Origin of the sequence: Stenotrophomonas capsici, assembly GCF_034961085.1 — a bacterium.
GTDB classification, from domain to species: Bacteria; Pseudomonadota; Gammaproteobacteria; order Xanthomonadales; family Xanthomonadaceae; genus Stenotrophomonas; species Stenotrophomonas capsici.
In genome coordinates, this window is record NZ_JAYFUH010000061.1 from 82,674 (window position 1) to 99,622 (window position 16,949).

The following is a 16,949-nucleotide window of genomic DNA, read 5'->3' on the forward strand; positions in this document are numbered from 1 at the left end:
CCCTCTCCCCAACCCTTCCCTTGGCGGTGCCAAAGGGAGGGGCAAAAGCAGGCTTCGTTGCAGCCTGAAGCGCCGCGCAGAACCGCCGCCTCCCTATGGCACCGCCAAGGGGAGGACGGGGGAGGGGTAAGCCCTTGGCCTTGCCGCAACAAAAAACGCCGGCTTCCGCCGGCGTTTTCCGTAAGCCCTCAGCGCACGTCCACCCAGACCAGATGGTGGTCGCTGCCGTCGGCGATCTTCGCCTCGGGGCTGGCGTTGGCCGGCCAGAACACGCCGCTACCGATGTAGCTGAAACCCGTGGATGGCAGCACGTAGTCCAGGCGCATCGTGCCCGAGCGCGGGCCGAAATCACCGGTGGCGTGCTGCGGTGCGCCGCGCCGGACCAGGCCCTTTTCGGCATAGGCTAGGCTGGTCTCGCGCGCGCCCTCGCTGCTCGGCGTGGGGTAGCGCAGCACGCGCGGATGCTCGAGCAGTTCGAGGATGGCGTCGTGGCGGCCGTCGCCATCGACCGGGTCGTTGTTCATGTCGCCGACGATCACGAACCGCGCATCGGCGGCCAGCCCGCCGCAGCGGCCCTGGTCGTCGCACAGCCAGGCGTCGTTGCCGCCATCGAGATAGTCCTTCCACAGCCGCAGCTCGTCATGGTTGCGCGCGGCGTTGCGCTTCTCCTTGCCATCGAACACCGGCGGGGTGGGGTGGGAGGCCAGCACGTGCACGGTGCCCAGCGGGGTTTCCACCGGCACGTCCCAGTGCGATTTGGACGACAGGCGCAGCTGTGACCACACCGCATCGGGCCAGAACGATTTGCCGGTGCCCGGCTCGATCGGGCGCAGCGCGCCGGGCATGGCGCTCCACTTCAGCAGCTGGAAGCTGCGTACGTGCTTCTCGTCGATGGGGTAGCGGGACAGCACCAGCATGCCGTATTGGCCCGGGTGCAGGCCGTAGCCCCACGCATCGTTGCCACGCTCGCGGCCGGTGCCGCCGACGCTGCCGTTGTTGTCCAGGTCCAGGCCGCTGGGCACGCCGGTGTTGACCGGTGCCAGGTAGCGGTAGGGGTAGTGCAGCGGTTCGCCGCCACCGGGCTGGGCCACTTCGAGGTAGCGCTGCTGGAACAGCTCGGCGGCCCGGTGGGCCGGGTCGAAGTCGAACTCGTTGAGCAGCACCAGGTCCGGGCGCGCCTGTTGCAGCACCGCGGCGATCTTGCGTGCATGGGCGCTGTCGCCCTGCAGTTCGCGGATCAGGCCACCTTCCTCGTCGGAGTACAGCGAGGTGTTGTACGTGGCCAGCCGCAGGTGGTCGGCGGAGGAGGGCATGCTGGCGGTGTTCGCGGAGGTGGAACAGGCTGCCAGCAGCAGGGTCATGGGGAGCAGGAAAGTGGGAATGCGCATCCGGGCATTTTCTCACGACCTCATGACCGGTACGAGAAATGCGAACGCCCCGCGGGGGCGGGGCGTCCGAGGTCCGGCTGAGCGTGGGATCAGAACGTGCAGCCCATGGCGCCGAAGCTGGTCTTGGCCTGGTCCATGGCGGTCTTGCACTGGGCGGCCAGGGCGGTCTTGTCGGAGATGCCCTTCCAGGCGTTCTTCGACTGCTCGATGCCCTGCTTCATCATGTCGCGCTGGGCTTCGGGAACCTTGTCGCTGATGCAGGCGTAGACCTTCTCCAGGTACTGGTCGCATTCCGGGACGCCGGTGCCGGCATCAACGGTGTCGGTGGTCGGCGCCGGGGTGACGGCGGCCGGGGCGGAGGCGGCCGGAGCTGCGGGGGCTGCCGGGTCGGCAGGCGTCTCGGCCTTCTTGCAGGCGGCCAGGGACAGGACGGCAAAAGCGGCAACAGCCAGGATCTTGATCTTCACGCATAGCTCCAGTTGGACAGGGGTTCTTCCTTTTGGCCGCCGCGAGGTCCGCGGCGACGGGCGTAACTTTGCGTGAACTTTGGTTAAATTCAAATCAAGACTGCAACGCTTCGTTCCCCGGATCGGCCTGCCGCCAGTGCCGCCCATCGAAATACTCCAGCGGATGGTAGCGGCGCTTGTAGTCCATCTTGCGATGGCCGTGGATCCAGTAGCCCAGGTACAGGTGGGGCAGGCCACCGCGCTGGGCCCAGGCAATCTGCTGCAGGATCGCGAAGGTGCCCAGGCTGCGCTTGTCCTGCTCCGGGTCGAAGAAGGTGTACACCGCCGATAGGCCAAGTTCGGTGACATCGGTCACCGCCACGCCCAGCAGCCGGCCGCGCTGGTGGTCCACGGTCGGGCTGCGGATCTCCATGAAGCGCCCGTGCGACCAGCTGCCGATCAGGAACTGGTCGAACTCGTGTGGGCCATGGTCATCCATGCCGCCACGGGCATGGCGGTGCTGCAGGTAGCGCTGGTAGAGCGCGAACTGCTCGTCCGTGCGTTCGGCCGGCAGCACCCGGCATTCCAGGTCGGCGTTGCGGGCCAGGCAGCGGCGCTGGCTGCGGTCCGGCGCGAAGCGCGCCACCGGGATGCGCACCGGCACGCAGGCACGGCAGTTCTGGCAGTGCGGGCGGTAGACCAGGTCGCCGGAGCGGCGGAAGCCCCAGCTCAAGGCCATCGGGTACAGCGTGCCCAGGCGCTCGTCCTGGGGATCGAGCACGAGATCGCGTGCCTGCCGCTCCGGCCAGTAGCCGCAGGGGTGTTCCCCGGTCTGGAACAGGCGTAGTTCCTGATTGGTTTCGTCATGTACTGCCATGGGGCAAGCATAGCCCCGCGTCGTCGCAGAACCTGCGTCTGTCTGCCCGATGAATATCGCCGGTGGAGACGTCAACCGGTGTTTCCCCCGCGCGTTGACGGTAGCGAGGACGCACTGTCGCGTCCGTTCTTCCACCAACGGAGTCGCACCATGACCCAACGCAAGCCCTTCCTCCTGCTGGCCCTGCTGCTGGCCACGTCGGCCACCGGTGTTGCACTGGCTGCCAGTCCCGCCGGCCAGCGACCCACGCCGCCTCGCATGGATGCCAACGGTGATGGCGTGATCGATCGCCAGGAAGCCGCCTCGCATCCGCGCCTGGCCCAGCGCTTCGACGAGCTGGACAAGAACAAGGATGGCAAGCTGTCGCGCGAGGAGCTGCCGGCCCCGCGTTTCGCCGACCGGCATGGCCGGGGCGGCCATGGCCATGCGGGCCATGGCGGACGTGATGGCTTCATGCTGCGCGGCATGGACACCGACAATGACGGCCGGATCAGCGCTGCCGAGTACCGGGCCCACTTCGACCGTCTCGACGTCAACAAGGACGGTTTCATCGACCAGGCCGACCGTCAGGCCCGCGCCGAGCAGCGCCGCACCGAATGGTTCACCCAGGCCGACACCGACAAGGACGGCAAGTTGAGCCAGGCCGAACTGGACGCAGCACGCGGCAAGGAGCGGTCGCGCGGCCCGCGCGGTCCGATGCCGCCGCAGGCTCCGGCTGCGAAGTAACCCTTCCGGAGAGGCGCCGATCGACAGCACCCCCGCTGGCAACAGCGGGGTGTTTCATGTCCGGCCTCAGTTGCCCATCAAGGCGTACGCCACCGCGACCACCACGAGCAGCGACGCGCCAACCACCGCACTGCGGCCGAACAGGCTGCGATAGACCCAGGTCGGGCCACGGCGGCCGTGGCGCGCGGCGTCGCGCGCCAGCATCGGCGCCATCACCCGCGGCAGGCTGACCAGGTACTGGTAGTTCAGCACGGTCATGCCCACGGCGATGACCAGCACCCCGGGCAAGGGGCCCATCCGCAGCAGCACCGTCGCCATCGTGCTGGTGCAGAACAGGAAGGCGGTGGTGACATGCAGGCGCAGGAAACGGCGCAACTGCGTGCGCTCCTGCGCGGTCTCGGCATAGCGCAGCAGGTAGAGGCTGGACAGGTAGGCCGACAGCATGCCGAACGCGATGCTGCCGATGACCAGCAGGATGTCGTGGGAGTTGGGCATCAGGGTGTTCACCGTCGCCCCGAGCGTGCCGGCGGCGGCACCGCCTCCGAGGGTGGTCGTGCCCAGGCCACTGGCCCCCAGCTTGCCGGCGCCGGCGGCGGTGCCGAACACGATGGCGCTGGCGGTGCCGGGCGCGGCTAGCATCACCGTCGAGCAGACCGCCGCGGCAAAGGCTGTGCCCGGCGCGGTGCTGCGGGCGAACTCGCCGAAGCGCTTGAGCAGTTCGTCGCGCACGGTGGCGCGGGCACGCGACAAGCGCTTGCGCACGGCGGCATCGCTCAGGCCCAGCAGCCGTGCGACCTGCTGCGAGCTCTGTCCTTCGCGGTAGAACAGCAGCAGGGTCTCGCGGCTGTCCTCGGGCAGGGCCGAGATGATTTCCTCGGCGGCCAGTTCCTCTTCGACGCGGCTCATTGCCTCGACCGCATCCGGTGCGGGGTCGGCGGCCATGCCGATGGCGATCTCGGCCGCCTCGCCGCTGAGGGGGCGGTTGTGGTTGGCTCGCAGCCAGTCCCGGGCCAGGTTGCGGGTGATCTGGCGCAGCCACGGCAGGAAGCTGGCGCCGTTGTTGAGTTGGTTGAGCTGCTGCCAGGCCTTGATGAAGGCCTCCTGGGCGATGTCCTCGCTGGCCTGCACGTCGCGGGTGATCGCCAGGGCGATGGCGGTCACCGTGTTCTGGCAACCCAGCACGATGCGCCCGTAGGAGCGGGTGCAGCCGCGGCGGGCGGCGGGCAGTTCCTGTTGCAGCAGGGTGTCCAGCGTGGCGGTGGTCATGGGCGCTTCCCTCGGGGTTCGCAATACATGACGCAGGCCAGCGCTGGATGTGACCGGGGACGGGGAAACAGGGAGAAGGCCGGGCAGGGTGGTGGCACTGGCGCTTCCCCGTTTCGGATCCGGGCTATTTCTTGCCGGCGTCCGGCGCGGTGGTCGGCTGGATCCGCACGCGTACCTCCTCCGGCGCCTGCGGCGCCGCGGGCTGGGCCTGCGGGGCGGGCGCCGGTGCTGGCGGGGTGGGCGCGGCCTGCCGGCGCAGCATCATCAGCAGCACCACGCCGGCGATCACCGCCAGCAGGATGATGCGGATGCGCCATGCCCAGCCGCGGCCGCCGCTTTCCTGCTGCGGCATTTCGCGGAAGGCGTACTCGGCGACGGGATGGTCGGTACGGGTGGTCTGCAGCAGGTTGGCGCCGCGCAGGATCTCGCGCGCACGCGGCTGGTCATTGGCATGCACCACCCACACCGCGGGATGGTTGGTCCCGTCGCTCTTGTCCAGGTAACTGAACTGGCCGCGGCGCTTGCTGTGGTACGAGTGGCCGTTGGTGACGCGGACCTCGATGTCGGCATCGCGCAGCATCTGCGCCACCGCCTCGGCGTTCTCCACGCGCTGGCTGCTGAAGATCTTGCGCATGGCTTACTCCTTGCCGCCGTCGGCGCCGGTGGAAGGCGTGACGCGGATCAAGCCTTCCTGCGCGGTGCTGGCCACCAGCACGCCGTCACGGGTGAAGAACTGGCCCCGCGCCAGGCCGCGCGCGTCCTGTGCGCTCGGGCTGTCCAGCGAGTACAGCAGCCAGTCGTCGACCCGGAACGGGCGATGGAACCAGATGGCATGGTCCAGCGAGGCCATCTGCACGTGCGGCTGGTAGTAGCTGATGCCGTGCGGGAACGTGGCGGTGCCGAGCAGGTGGAAGTCGGAGGCATAGGCCAGCAATGCCTGGTGCAGCTCCGGTGCATCGCCGACCCTTTCGTTCAATCGCAGCCACACCTGGTGGTAGGGCGGGCGCTTGGGCGGGTGCAGTTCGTCGCGCGGATAGACATGCCGGAACTCGAACGGGCCGCCGCGCGAAAGCCAGCGCTGCACCTTCACCGGCAGCCGCTCGAGCACGTCGGCCGGCAGCGGGCGGTTGGGCTCGATGTCTTCCGGTGCCGGCACCTCCGGCATCTTGTGCTGGTGCTCGGCGCCGCGTTCGGCCTGCTGGAAGGAGGCCGCGCAGAAGAAGATCACCTTGCCGTGCTGGATCGCGGTGACGCGGCGCACCGAGAAGCTGCCGCCGTCGCGGGTGCGGTCCACGTCGTAGATGATCGGGTGGTCGATGTTGCCGGCACGCAGGAAATAGGCATGCAGCGAATGCACGTGGCGGCCGTTGTCGATGGTGGCCTGGGCGGCGGCCAGCGCCTGCCCCAGCACCTGCCCGCCGAACACGTACTTGGTGCCGATATCGCGGCTCTGGCCACGGAACAGGTTGTCCTCCAGCCGCTCCAGCGACAACAGGTCAATCAGTTCGGGGACAACGGGTTCGGCATTGGCGGACAAGACGGCGGCCTTCGGTTCGACAGGTCGCGATTATAGCGGGCGGCAGCGCGCCGCCCGCCGGCGGGGCTCAGTTCTTGCCCAGGCGTGCGGCCAGCGCCTGCAGCGCGCCCTGGGCGTCGGCCGAGTACCAGGCCTCGACGAACCGCTCAAGCTGGATGTGCTCCGGTTGCATGGCGTCGTGCAGGTCGGCGCGGGCGATGGCGCGGGTCTGCAGCATCGGCTGGCGCGGCAGCTTGAGCTGTGCCTGCAGCCAGGCAACCGCCTGCGCGACGACCGCGTCGGCACCATTGGCCAGTTCATCGACCAGGCCGATCTCCAGCGCCCGCTCGGAGGTGACCAGCTGGCCGCCGGCCAGCAGCACGCCGGCACGGTGGGTGCCGACCACGCGCCGCATCAGGTGTTGGATGCCTTCCGGCGCGACCAGGCCGACCTGTACTTCGTTCAGGCCGATCACATAGGGCTTGGCCGGGTCGACGCTGCGTGCCATCACCCGGTAATCGCAGCACAGCGCCAGCACGCAGCCGCCGGCCGGCGAGTGGCCGGTCAATGCCGCCGCCACCGGGATGCGGCTTTCGGCCAGCGTGCGGGCGGCGCCGAAGAAGGCCTGCCAGCTGTCCAGCAGCTTGTGCTTGTCCTGGCCATGGCGCAGCAGGTACGGCACGTCCATGCCGCCGGTGAAGATGCGTTCGCTGCCGGACAGCACGATGCCCTGCACGTCCTCGGCCATGGCCTGGCTCAGCGCGGCGATCAGCGACCGGCAAAGCTCGGTGTCCAGCGCGTTGACCGGCGGCCGGGCCAGGCGCAGTTCGCGGATGGGGCCATGGTTGATCACTTCGATGAGCGTGGTCATGCTGCGGTTTCTCGTACGGCAGGGAGTCGTGGTTTCGATGATAACCAAACCATTCGTGTGCGTACTGTTGGGCCTGTGTGCGTTCGGGGCCGCGGCTCAAACGCGCGCGCCGGCCTGCGTGACGATCACCGATGGCTGGGCGCGGCTGCCACCGGGCGCCACGCCGATGACGGCCGGCTACGCGCGCCTCCGCAATGACTGCCGTGCCGAGGTGGTGGTGGTGGCCGCGGGCAGCCGCGCGTTCGGCGAGGTGTCGTTGCATGAAACCACGCAGGTGCAGGGGGTCAGCCGGATGCGCGAGGTGGCGCGGCTGCCGATCCCGGCTGGGGCGACGGTGGAGCTCAAGCCCGGTGGCCTGCACCTGATGTTGATGCAGCCTGCGCTGACGCTGGCCGAGGGCACGCGGGTGCCCCTGCGGCTGAGCCTGGAGGACGGGGCCAAGGTGGACGGCACCTTGCAGGTGCGGCGTCAGGCGCCGGGGCAGCCCTGACCGTCCCACGCAGCGGGATCCGCGTCCGGGCCGGGAGCTATCTGGTGGGCGTGCCGCACCTGCTTCATCCAGTCACGCGGTGATGTGCCCACCTTCGCGGCGAAGGCGCGGGACAGCGCCGAGGCATTGGCATACCCCAGCTCTTCGGCCAGCGCGGTGATCGGCCGGCCACGCCGCAGGTCGCGTTGCGCCAGCGCGATGCGCCAATCGGTCAGGTAGTCGGCCGGGGTCTGCCCGACCCACGCGCGGAAGGTGTTGGCGAAGGCGGTGCGTGACATGCCGGCGCGTTCGGCCATGCGTGCCAGTGTCCATGGATGGCCCGGCGTGTCATGCATCGCCACCAGCGCACGGGCCAGCCGCGGCTCGGACAGGCCGGTGATGAAGCCGGGACGGATGCCCGCTTCCTCCGGGTGATCAAGCAGCCAGCGCAGCAACTGGATGACCACGACCTCGAACAGGCGGTCGGTCAGCAGGCGCTGTCCACAGCGTGCCTGGTCGGTTTCGCAGAACAGCAGCTCCAGTGACAGCGCCAGCCCGGGTACCCGGTCCAGCGGCAGCGCGACCAGTGGCGGCAGCCCCCGGACCAGCGGATGGGCCATGCCGCCATCGAAGTCCAGCCGGGCACAGGTGAAGTCGGCACCGTCGCGGGGCGGGTTGTGGAACCGGTGGGTCAGCGGACGGGGATAGAACAGCAGGCTGGGGACATCGAAATGCATCCGCTCCGGCAGGTCGCGGCGGCCGGGGTGGCTGACCTCGAGCTGGCCGCGGCGCAGCACGTGCAGGAAGGCATGGCCTTGGCCGGCGTCGAAATGGGTGAGTCCGCACAGGGGGCCCGAGTGGTACAGCTGCGCCCGGAAGCGGAAGTTGTCCAGGATGCCGGCCAGCCGATCCATCGGGGGAGTGGTGCTCATTTGTATCAATTGGTTTGTTTGGCGTACGAATCGTATCAAATGATCCATCCAGGTCGCGGAGACTGGCTCCACGGGCAGCCCGCCCGATGCGTCCCACCCCACCGATCAGGAGATCACCATGTCCCGTGTCAGCCTTCAGTCCCAATCCGCTCCCGCCGCCAGCCAGCCGCTGCTCGCCCAGATCCAGCAGGCCTTCGGCGCCACCCCGAACATGTTCAAGGCCGTTGCCAACTCCCCGGCCGCACTGCAGAGCATGTGGGCCGCTTTCGGTGCCTTGGGCAAGGGCACGCTCGGCGCGCGCCTGGGTGAGCAGATCGCCGTGGCCATCGCCAACCGCAACCGATGCGAGTACTGCCTGGCCGCCCATACCGTGCTCGGCCAGCAGGCCGGCGCGACCGCCACCGACATGGCCGAGGCGCAGCTTGGTCGCTCCCGTGATGCCCGTACCGCGGCGGCGCTGGCGTTTGCGTTGAAGGTGGTGGAGCAGCGTGCGCAGCTCACCGACACGGATGTCGCGCACCTGCGTGGGGCCGGATTCGATGACGGGCAGATCGTGGAGATCCTGGCCCACGTCGCGCTCAACCTGTTCACCAACTACATCAACGTGGCGCTGGATGTGCCGGTGGATTTCCCGAAGGTGGCGTTGAAGTAACGGGGGCGCTGCTGCGCTTCAGCCGGAAAAAGGAAAGCCGCCCCCAAGGGCGGCTTTCCTCATTCCAGCAATGCATACGGCAACTCAGCTCGAAGCGTTCCGCACCGGTTCCGGCAACGGCGCGCTCTTGCCGGTTTGCGTATCCATCCACACGACGACCACATTGCCGTCGGAGTACAGCTTGCTGCTGTCCTGCTGGTCGACGATGCGATGGCCGATGGTCACGCTGCTGTTGCCCAGCCGCTCGACGAACAGTTCCACCACGATGTCGTTGGGCCACACGATCGGCAGGCGGTAGTTGATGTTGGTGTTGGCCACCACCGGTGCGATGCGGTCGCTCATCGACACGCCTTCCACGCCCAGCATCCAGCGCACGCGCGCCTCTTCCAGGTAGGAGACGTACTTGGCGTTGTTGACGTGGCCCATGGAGTCCATGTCGCGCCAGCGCACGCTGATCGGTACGCGGGCCAGTTGCTTGTGTTCGCTGCTCATCACGAGGCCTTCTTCTTGCGGGGGGCGGCGGCTTTCTTGGTGGCCGTCTTCTTGGCGGCCTTTTCCTTGCGCGGCGGGCGCGCATCGGGCTTGTTGGCCACTGCGGCCGGCTGCTCCGGGCGCGCCTGCGTGGACGGCAGCATCCGCGCCAGGAACTGGCCGGTGTACGAGTCCGGATGCGCGGCCACGTCTTCGGGGGTACCGGTGACCAGGATGGTGCCGCCGCGATGGCCGCCTTCCGGCCCGAGGTCGACGATCCAGTCGGCGGTCTTGATCACGTCCAGGTTGTGCTCGATCACCACCACCGTGTTGCCCTCGTCGCGCAGCTTGTGCAGCACGCCGAGCAGGGCCTCGATGTCGTGGAAGTGCAGGCCGGTGGTCGGCTCGTCGAGGATGTACAGGGTGCGCCCGGTATCACGGCGCGAGAGCTCCTTGGACAGTTTCACGCGCTGCGCTTCACCACCGGACAGCGTGGTCGCGCTCTGGCCCAGCTTGACGTAGCTCAGGCCCACGTCGACCAGCGTTTCCAGCTTGCGAGCGATGGTCGGCACCGGTTCGAACAGGCGCAACGCATCCTCGACGGTCATCTCCAGCACGTCGTTGATGTTGTAGCCCTTGTAGAGGATCTCCAGCGTCTCGCGGTTGTAGCGCTTGCCGTGGCAGACGTCGCAGGGCACGTACACGTCCGGCAGGAAGTGCATCTCCACCTTGATCAGGCCATCGCCCTGGCAGGCCTCGCAGCGGCCGCCACGCACGTTGAAGCTGAAGCGGCCCGGCGAGTAACCGCGCGCACGTGCCTCGGGCACCTGGGCGAACAGTTCGCGCAGTGGCGTGAACAGGCCGGTGTAGGTGGCCGGGTTCGAGCGCGGGGTGCGGCCGATCGGCGACTGGTCGATGTCCACCACCTTGTCGAACAGGTCCAGGCCATCGATTTCCTTGTACGGCGCGATCGGGTGCGAGGCGCCGTTGATCTCGTTGGCGGCCAGCGAGAACAGGGTGTCGTTGATCAGCGTCGACTTGCCCGAGCCGGATACGCCGGTGATGCAGGTGAGCAGGCCGGCCGGGATGTCCAGGTCCACGCCCTTGAGGTTGTTGCCGCTGGCACCGCGCAGGTGCAGCGTCATCTTCGGGTTGGCCTTGTGCCGGCGCGCCGGGATCTCGATGGCACGCTTGCCCGACAGGTACTGGCCGGTCAGCGAGCGCGGCGCATCGAGGATGTCCTGCAGCGAGCCCTGGCCGACGATCTCGCCGCCGTGCACGCCCGCGCCGGGGCCGATGTCCAGCACGTAGTCGGCCAGGCGGATGGCGTCTTCGTCATGTTCGACCACGATCACCGTGTTGCCGAGGTCACGCAGGCGGGTCAGGGTGCCGAGCAGGCGTTCGTTGTCGCGCTGGTGCAGGCCGATGGACGGCTCGTCGAGCACGTACATCACGCCGACCAGGCCGGCGCCGATCTGGCTGGCCAGGCGGATGCGCTGCGCCTCGCCGCCGGACAGGGTGTCGGCCTTGCGCTCCAGGGTGAGGTAATCCAGGCCCACGTCGACCAGGAAGCCCAGCCGTTCGGCGATCTCCTTGACGATCTTGGTGGCGATCTCGCCGCGCCAGCCCGGCAGGGTCAGCTGGTTGAAGAAGGTCAGGGCCTCGTCGATCGGCATCACCACCAGTTCGGGCAGCGGGCGGTCGGCGACGAACACGTTGCGGGCGGCCTTGTTCAGGCGCGCGCCCTTGCACTCCGGGCACGGCCGCTCGCTGATGTACTTGGCCAGCTCCTCGCGCACCGCCGGCGATTCGGTCTCGCGGTAGCGGCGTTCCAGGTTGGGGATGATGCCCTCGAAGCGGTGCTTGCGCTGGCTGCGGCCACCGGCCTCGGTGAAGTAGGTGAAGGTGATCTGGTCCTCGCCGCTGCCATACAGCACGGCCTGTTTCACGCTTTCCGGCAGCGACTGCCACGGCGCGTCGACGTCGAACTTGTAGTGCTTGGCCAGCGAGGCGATCAGCTGGAAGTAGTAGGCGTTGCGGCGGTCCCAGCCGCGCACCGCGCCGGCGGCCAGCGACAGCTCGGGGTGGATCACCACCCGCGACGGGTCGAAGTACTCGGCCATGCCCAGGCCATCACAGCCCGGACAGGCGCCCATCGGCGCGTTGAACGAGAACAGGCGCGGCTCCAGCTCCGGCAGCGCGTAGTCGCAGACCGGGCAGGAGTACTTGGAGGAGAACAGCTGCGGGGTGGCCTTGGCGTCGTCCAGGCTCTGCACCGAGGCCATGCCGTCGCCCAGCTTGAGCGCGGTCTCGAAGCTTTCGGCCAAGCGCTGCTTGAGGTCCTCGCGCGGGCGGAAGCGGTCGATCACCGCCTCGATGGTGTGCTTCTGGCGCAGCGCCAGTGGCGGCACCGCGTCGATCTCGTACAGCTCGCCGTCCACCCGCACGCGCACGAAGCCCTGCGCGCGCAGCTGGTCGAACACCTGCACGTGCTCGCCCTTGCGGTCCCGGATGACCGGGGCCAGCAGCATGTAGCGCTGCTCGGGGTCCAGCGCCAGCACCTGGTCGACCATCTGGCTGACCGTCTGCGCTTCCAGCGGGTAGCCGTGGTCCGGGCAGCGCGGGCTGCCGACGCGGGCGTAGAGCAGGCGCAGGTAGTCGTAGATCTCGGTGATGGTGCCCACGGTCGAGCGCGGGTTGTGCGAGGTCGACTTCTGCTCGATCGAGATGGCCGGGGACAGGCCCTCGATGTGGTCCAGGTCCGGCTTCTCCATCACGCTCAGGAACTGGCGTGCGTAGGCCGACAGCGACTCGACGTAGCGGCGCTGGCCTTCGGCATAGATGGTGTCGAACGCCAGCGAGGACTTGCCCGAGCCGGACAGGCCGGTGATCACGATCAACTTGTCGCGGGGCAGGTCGAGGTCGATGTTCTTGAGGTTGTGCGTCCGCGCACCGCGGATGCGGATGAAATCCATCGCCATGGGAGATCCGTATTGGACCGCCGCCGGCAGGCCGGCGGCAGAAGTGGGGGGCGTAGCTGACGGCAGTCGATCAGCCTAGCGGCCTTGTGATTTTGGGGCAATTACCGCATTTGCCAGTCCGAAAAGCTGAGACTGGGCGGTAGGCAGGTGATTGTTCAGACACGGTTTTCCCGAGCAGGGGGTGGGTTGACCCGGGCTGGGTTGTGCCGGTAAAATCCCGCTTCTGTCCGCCCTCGATGGCGGGCACGGCGACCACAATAACTACAGAGGAAGTCTGGTCATGTATGCAGTTCTGGTAACTGGCGGTAAGCAGTACCGCGTCGCTCAGGGTGAAACCCTGCGCGTTGAGAAGCTCGAAGTCGAAGCCGGCAGCGAGATCAAGTTCGACAACATCCTGATGCTCGGCGATGCCGACGGCATCAAGCTGGGTGATGCGCTCAAGGGCGCTTCGGTGACCGCCAAGGTCGTGGCCCACGGCCGCGCCGACAAGGTCCGGATCATCAAGTTCCGTCGCCGCAAGCACCACATGAAGCGTCAGGGTCACCGTCAGTACTACACCGAAATCCAAATCACCGGCATCGCCGGCTAATAGCTAAGGAGAATCCGTCATGGCACATAAAAAGGGCGTAGGCTCCTCGCGCAACGGCCGCGACTCCAACCCGAAGTACCTGGGCGTCAAGATCTTCGGTGGCCAGGCCATCGAGGCAGGCAACATCATCGTGCGTCAGCGCGGCACCCAGTTCCACCCGGGCGCCGGCGTCGGCCTGGGCCGCGACCACACGCTGTTCGCGCTGGTCGACGGCAAGGTTGAGTTCTCGGTGAAGGGCGCCAAGAAGCGTCGCACCGTCAGCGTCGTCGCGGAAGTCTGATTCCGCACGCGCAGGCGCCCACGTCCAGCGTGGGCAGCTGACGAAAGCCCCGCTTCGGCGGGGTTTTTCGTTGGCAGATATATTGGCGGGCCAGCGGTCCGTCGTTCCGGCCAGGCCGGGGCATTGCATAGAATCAGCGGCCAGGCAGTCCTGCCTCCCGCCATCAGTGGGCAACCAGAATCATGAAACTTGTAGACGAAGCGGAGATCCAGGTCATCGCTGGCAACGGCGGTAACGGCTGCGTGGGCTTTCGCCGTGAGAAGTTCATTCCGCTCGGTGGTCCCGATGGTGGTGACGGCGGCGACGGCGGCAGCGTGTGGATCCGTGCCGACGAGAACCTGAACACCCTGGTCGACTTCCGCCATGACCGCATCTTCAAGGCGCAGCGCGGCGAGAACGGCATGGGCCGCCAGGCCTACGGCAAGGGTGGCGAGGACCTGGTCATCACCGTGCCGGTCGGCACCGTGGTGATCAACGTGGCCACCGACGAAGTGATCGGTGACATGGTCCAGCATGGCGACCGCCTGCTGGTGGCCAAGGGCGGCAAGGGCGGCCTGGGCAACATGCACTTCAAGAGCTCGACCAACCGTGCCCCGCGCCAGGCGCTGCCGGGCGAGGAGGGCGAGGATCGCCTGCTCAAGCTGGAGCTGAAACTGTTGGCCGACGTCGGCCTGCTGGGCTTCCCGAATGCCGGCAAGAGCACCCTGATCCGCGCGGTCTCGGCGGCGACGCCGAAGGTGGCCGACTACCCGTTCACCACGCTGTACCCGAACCTGGGCGTGGTGAAGGTGGAGAACTACCGCAGCTTCGTGATCGCCGACATCCCGGGCCTGATCGAAGGCGCTGCCGACGGCGCCGGCCTGGGTGCGCAGTTCCTGCGCCACCTGCAGCGCACCCGCCTGCTGCTGCACCTCGTCGACATCTCGCCGATGGAAGGGGGCGTGGAAGGCATCTCGCCGGTCGAGCAGGTGCGTGCGATCGAGCGTGAGCTGGGCAAGCACGACCCGGAACTGCTGGAGAAGCCGCGGTGGCTGGTGCTGAACAAGGCCGACCTGATGTTCGAGGACGAGGCGCAGGCCGCGGCCGAGCAGGTGGTCAAGGAGCTGGGCTGGACCGGTCCGTGGTACCTGGTCTCGGCGCTGGGTCGTGAGGGCACCTGGCCGATCATGAAGGACATCATGGCCTTCTTCGACCACCAGAAGCTGCTGGAAGCCGAAGAGCGCGAAGCGCAGGGCGGCTGAGTTTCCTGCGCTGCAGGCAGAAGCGCCGCGCTTCCGAAGGGGAGGGCGGCGTTTTTTATGCCGGCAGTACCGGGCCGGGCTCGGCAAGGGTCTTCCCGGGAAAGCCCGGTGGAGCTTGGCTCCGCTCTACGGGGGATCGCGGGCAACAAAAAACCCGGCGCGGGGCCGGGCTTTTCATGCCGGGAGCCTTGCGGCTCCAGGTGATCGCCGGATCAGGCGGCCTTGATGGCCTTGATGCGGGCGGTCAGACGGCTCTTATGACGCGCAGCCTTGTTCTTGTGAATCAGGCCACGGGCGCTGAAACGGTCGAGGATCGGCTGGGCGACGGCAAAGGCAGCCTCGGCGCCGGCGGCGTCGTTGGCGTCCAGAGCCTTGATCACCTTCTTGACGGCGGTGCGCAGCATCGAACGCTGAGCCGTGTTACGCGCGTTGCGCACAACGGTCTGCTTGGCGCGCTTCTTGGCGGACTTGATATTGGCCACAGTGGTGGTTTCCTGAAAATCGATGTGGTGGGAACAGCAAGCTCACAAGTATGATGGCAGACCAAATGAACGTCAAGTCGAGTTGTCAAGGGGGCTGTAAGTGAGTTCGCCGCGCATGTTGCGGGGGCTGCTGTCGTTCAGCAGCATGACGATGATTTCGCGGGTCCTCGGGCTCGTGCGCGATCAGGCAATATCCATCACCTTCGGTGCCAATGCGACCACCGATGCGTTCTGGGTGGCCTTCCGCGTGCCCAATTTCCTGCGCCGGCTGTTTGCCGAGGGCTCGTTCGCCACGGCGTTCGTACCGGTATTCACCGAGGTGAAGGAAACCCGCCCGCACGCTGACCTGCGCGAGCTCATGTCCCGGGTGTCCGGGACCCTGGGGGGCATTCTACTGGTCCTGACCGCGCTGGGGCTGATTTTCACGCCACAGATCGCCTGGCTGTTCGCCGACGCCGATGCCGCCGACCCGGTCAAGTACGGGCTGCTGGTGGACCTGCTGCGGCTGACCTTCCCGTTCCTGCTGTTCGTGTCGCTGACCGCGCTGGCCGGCGGGGCGCTGAACAGCTTCCAGAAGTTCGCCATGCCGGCGCTGACGCCGGTGATCCTCAACCTGTGCATGATCGCCGGCGCGCTGTGGCTGGCGCCGCGGCTGGAGGTGCCGATCCTGGCACTGGGCTGGTCGGTGCTGGCGGCCGGCGTGCTGCAGTTGCTGTTCCAGCTGCCCTCGCTGAAGGGCATCAACCTGCTGACGTTGCCGCGCTGGGGCTGGAACCACCCGGACGTGCGCAGGGTGCTGACCCTGATGGTACCGACCCTGTTCGGCTCCTCGGTGGCGCAGATCAACCTGATGCTGGACACGGTGATCGCGGCCAAGCTCAGCGATGGCTCGCAGTCCTGGCTGTCGCTGGCCGACCGCTTCCTGGAGCTGCCGCTGGGCGTGTTCGGGGTGGCACTGGGCACGGTGATCCTGCCGGCGCTGGCCCGCCATCACGTCAAGACCGACGGGGAAGGCTTCTCCAACGCGCTGGACTGGGGTCTGCGCATGACCCTGTTGATCGCCGTACCGGCCATGCTTGGCCTGTTGCTGCTGGCCGAGCCGCTGATCGCGACCCTGTTCCAGTACCGCCAGTTCACCCCGTTCGATACCCGGATGACGGCGTTGTCGGTCTATGGCCTGAGCTTCGGCCTGCCGGCGTTCGCGCTGTTGAAGGTGGTGCTGCCGGCGTTCTACTCGCGGCAGGACACCAAGACCCCGGTGCGCGCCGGCCTGGTCGCGCTGGTGGCCAACATGGTGTTCAACTTCATCCTGCTGGCGGTGGTCTACCAGATCATGGTACCGGAGGCGTTGAAGGCGCAGGGGGTGATGGCCGCGCTGGCCAAGCAGCCGGGCCTGCACCTGGCGCTGGGCATCGCCAGTGCGCTGTCCAGTTACCTGAACCTCGGATTGCTGTGGTACTGGCTGGGCAAGACCGGCGTCTACCAGCGGCGACCGGGCTGGGGCGGGTACGTGGTGCGCCTGCTGCTGTCCTGCGCGGCGATGGTGGCGGTACTGCTGGCCCTGCTGTACTGGTTGCCGGCGTTCACCCCGATGGACAAGTGGCATCGGATCGGCAGCCTGGCGCTGCTGGTCGGCGGTGGCGGGTTGACCTACCTGCTGGCGATGGTGGCCATGGGCTTCCGCCCGCGCGACCTGCGCGGGCATTGAGGCGCCCGCTATACTTCCGGGCTACATGAGACAGAACCGGCCCGGAAAGGGTCG

Annotated in this window: 18 protein-coding genes; 7 read left to right on the plus strand and 11 right to left on the minus strand. The window is 67.7% G+C overall.

The features are described 5' to 3' along the window. Positions 1–188: 188 nt before the first annotated feature. The 3 genes from VA603_RS02240 to VA603_RS02250 all read right to left on the minus strand — a co-directional run bounded on the left by VA603_RS02240 (position 189) and on the right by VA603_RS02250 (position 2,711). Positions 189–1,361 (minus strand): endonuclease/exonuclease/phosphatase family protein, encoded by a 1,173-nt coding sequence (locus VA603_RS02240; RefSeq protein ID WP_323438067.1) that lies wholly within the window; start codon positions 1,359–1,361, stop codon positions 189–191. A 116-nt stretch (positions 1,362–1,477) separates the two neighbouring features. Further along, on the minus strand, positions 1,478–1,855 hold the full coding sequence (locus VA603_RS02245; RefSeq protein WP_165931079.1) for a hypothetical protein: 378 nt from the start codon (positions 1,853–1,855) through the stop codon (positions 1,478–1,480). Between the two features lie 94 nt (positions 1,856–1,949). After that, a complete protein-coding gene (locus VA603_RS02250; RefSeq protein WP_132864527.1) occupies positions 1,950–2,711 on the minus strand; it encodes an arginyltransferase in 762 nt (253 codons plus the stop codon). A gap of 150 nt (positions 2,712–2,861) precedes the next feature. Here VA603_RS02250 and VA603_RS02255 point away from each other — a divergent pair, with 150 nt between their 5' ends. Further along, the gene (locus VA603_RS02255; RefSeq protein WP_132864526.1) at positions 2,862–3,437 is read left to right on the plus strand and encodes an EF-hand domain-containing protein; all 576 of its coding nucleotides are present in this window, start codon (positions 2,862–2,864) and stop codon (positions 3,435–3,437) included. A 66-nt stretch (positions 3,438–3,503) separates the two neighbouring features. Here VA603_RS02255 and VA603_RS02260 read toward each other — a convergent pair whose 3' ends face one another. The 4 genes from VA603_RS02260 to VA603_RS02275 all read right to left on the minus strand — a co-directional run bounded on the left by VA603_RS02260 (position 3,504) and on the right by VA603_RS02275 (position 7,090). Then, complete coding sequence (locus VA603_RS02260; protein WP_323437817.1) at positions 3,504–4,703, minus strand: RNA polymerase sigma factor; 1,200 nt, start codon at positions 4,701–4,703, stop codon at positions 3,504–3,506. 124 nt (positions 4,704–4,827) lie between these two features. After that, positions 4,828–5,337, minus strand: a complete 510-nt coding sequence (locus VA603_RS02265; protein WP_132864524.1) for a putative signal transducing protein — start codon at positions 5,335–5,337, stop codon at positions 4,828–4,830. Between the two features lie 3 nt (positions 5,338–5,340). Further along, entirely contained in the window at positions 5,341–6,240 is a 900-nt protein-coding gene (gene tesB / locus VA603_RS02270; protein ID WP_323437818.1) for an acyl-CoA thioesterase II, read from the minus strand. Positions 6,241–6,307: 67 nt separating this feature from the next. Next, positions 6,308–7,090, minus strand: coding sequence for an enoyl-CoA hydratase/isomerase family protein (locus tag VA603_RS02275; RefSeq protein WP_323437819.1), 783 nt, complete (start codon positions 7,088–7,090; stop codon positions 6,308–6,310). 37 nt (positions 7,091–7,127) lie between these two features. On the opposite strand from VA603_RS02275, the gene VA603_RS02280 reads away from it, so the two are divergent. Continuing rightward, positions 7,128–7,580, plus strand: coding sequence for a copper chaperone PCu(A)C (locus VA603_RS02280; protein ID WP_323437820.1), 453 nt, complete (start codon positions 7,128–7,130; stop codon positions 7,578–7,580). On the opposite strand, the gene VA603_RS02285 is transcribed toward VA603_RS02280, so the two are convergent. Further along, entirely contained in the window at positions 7,559–8,491 is a 933-nt protein-coding gene (locus VA603_RS02285; protein WP_323437821.1) for an AraC family transcriptional regulator, read from the minus strand. The genes VA603_RS02280 and VA603_RS02285 overlap by 22 nt on opposite strands. Positions 8,492–8,609: 118 nt before the next feature. Here VA603_RS02285 and VA603_RS02290 point away from each other — a divergent pair, with 118 nt between their 5' ends. Beyond that, complete coding sequence (locus tag VA603_RS02290) at positions 8,610–9,143, plus strand: carboxymuconolactone decarboxylase family protein (RefSeq protein ID WP_132864519.1); 534 nt, start codon at positions 8,610–8,612, stop codon at positions 9,141–9,143. 84 nt (positions 9,144–9,227) lie between these two features. Here the strand turns inward: VA603_RS02290 and VA603_RS02295 are convergent, their stop codons facing one another. After that, entirely contained in the window at positions 9,228–9,635 is a 408-nt protein-coding gene (locus VA603_RS02295; RefSeq protein WP_132864518.1) for an acyl-CoA thioesterase, read from the minus strand. Beyond that, entirely contained in the window at positions 9,635–12,595 is a 2,961-nt protein-coding gene (gene uvrA / locus VA603_RS02300) for an excinuclease ABC subunit UvrA (protein ID WP_132864517.1), read from the minus strand. Before uvrA ends, VA603_RS02295 begins: the two co-directional genes overlap by 1 nt. A gap of 280 nt (positions 12,596–12,875) precedes the next feature. Here uvrA and rplU point away from each other — a divergent pair, with 280 nt between their 5' ends. The 3 genes from rplU (at position 12,876) to obgE (ending at position 14,705) form a co-directional block, all read left to right on the plus strand. After that, positions 12,876–13,184 carry a 50S ribosomal protein L21 gene (rplU, locus tag VA603_RS02305; protein WP_132864516.1) on the plus strand — a complete coding sequence of 103 codons (309 nt, stop codon included), beginning with the start codon at positions 12,876–12,878 and terminating at the stop codon, positions 13,182–13,184. Between the two features lie 19 nt (positions 13,185–13,203). Then, positions 13,204–13,464, plus strand: coding sequence for a 50S ribosomal protein L27 (gene rpmA, locus VA603_RS02310; RefSeq protein ID WP_132864515.1), 261 nt, complete (start codon positions 13,204–13,206; stop codon positions 13,462–13,464). Between the two features lie 182 nt (positions 13,465–13,646). Further along, positions 13,647–14,705: a GTPase ObgE gene (gene obgE, locus VA603_RS02315; protein ID WP_132864514.1), complete on the plus strand. Its 1,059-nt coding sequence runs from the start codon at positions 13,647–13,649 to the stop codon at positions 14,703–14,705. 212 nt (positions 14,706–14,917) lie between these two features. On the opposite strand, the gene rpsT is transcribed toward obgE, so the two are convergent. Beyond that, on the minus strand, positions 14,918–15,187 hold the full coding sequence (rpsT, locus tag VA603_RS02320) for a 30S ribosomal protein S20 (RefSeq protein WP_057629708.1): 270 nt from the start codon (positions 15,185–15,187) through the stop codon (positions 14,918–14,920). Positions 15,188–15,302: 115 nt separating this feature from the next. On the opposite strand from rpsT, the gene murJ reads away from it, so the two are divergent. After that, a complete protein-coding gene (murJ, locus tag VA603_RS02325; protein WP_323437822.1) occupies positions 15,303–16,895 on the plus strand; it encodes a murein biosynthesis integral membrane protein MurJ in 1,593 nt (530 codons plus the stop codon). Positions 16,896–16,949: the final 54 nt, after the last annotated feature.

Bases quoted from the DNA above. Each gene is read 5' to 3' on its own strand.
- VA603_RS02240 (WP_323438067.1), bottom strand. From the start codon at position 1,361: ATGACCCTGCTGCTGGCAGCCTGTTCCACCTCCGCGAACACCGCCAGC.
- VA603_RS02250 (WP_132864527.1), bottom strand. From the start codon at position 2,711: ATGGCAGTACATGACGAAACCAATCAGGAACTACGCCTGTTCCAGACC.
- VA603_RS02255 (WP_132864526.1), top strand. From the start codon at position 2,862: ATGACCCAACGCAAGCCCTTCCTCCTGCTGGCCCTGCTGCTGGCCACG.
- VA603_RS02260 (WP_323437817.1), bottom strand. From the start codon at position 4,703: ATGACCACCGCCACGCTGGACACCCTGCTGCAACAGGAACTGCCCGCC.
- VA603_RS02265 (WP_132864524.1), bottom strand. From the start codon at position 5,337: ATGCGCAAGATCTTCAGCAGCCAGCGCGTGGAGAACGCCGAGGCGGTG.
- VA603_RS02275 (WP_323437819.1), bottom strand. From the start codon at position 7,090: ATGACCACGCTCATCGAAGTGATCAACCATGGCCCCATCCGCGAACTG.
- VA603_RS02280 (WP_323437820.1), top strand. From the start codon at position 7,128: ATGATAACCAAACCATTCGTGTGCGTACTGTTGGGCCTGTGTGCGTTC.
- VA603_RS02285 (WP_323437821.1), bottom strand. From the start codon at position 8,491: ATGAGCACCACTCCCCCGATGGATCGGCTGGCCGGCATCCTGGACAAC.
- VA603_RS02290 (WP_132864519.1), top strand. From the start codon at position 8,610: ATGTCCCGTGTCAGCCTTCAGTCCCAATCCGCTCCCGCCGCCAGCCAG.
- VA603_RS02295 (WP_132864518.1), bottom strand. From the start codon at position 9,635: ATGAGCAGCGAACACAAGCAACTGGCCCGCGTACCGATCAGCGTGCGC.
- uvrA (WP_132864517.1), bottom strand. From the start codon at position 12,595: ATGGCGATGGATTTCATCCGCATCCGCGGTGCGCGGACGCACAACCTC.
- rplU (WP_132864516.1), top strand. From the start codon at position 12,876: ATGTATGCAGTTCTGGTAACTGGCGGTAAGCAGTACCGCGTCGCTCAG.
- rpmA (WP_132864515.1), top strand. From the start codon at position 13,204: ATGGCACATAAAAAGGGCGTAGGCTCCTCGCGCAACGGCCGCGACTCC.
- obgE (WP_132864514.1), top strand. From the start codon at position 13,647: ATGAAACTTGTAGACGAAGCGGAGATCCAGGTCATCGCTGGCAACGGC.
- murJ (WP_323437822.1), top strand. From the start codon at position 15,303: ATGTTGCGGGGGCTGCTGTCGTTCAGCAGCATGACGATGATTTCGCGG.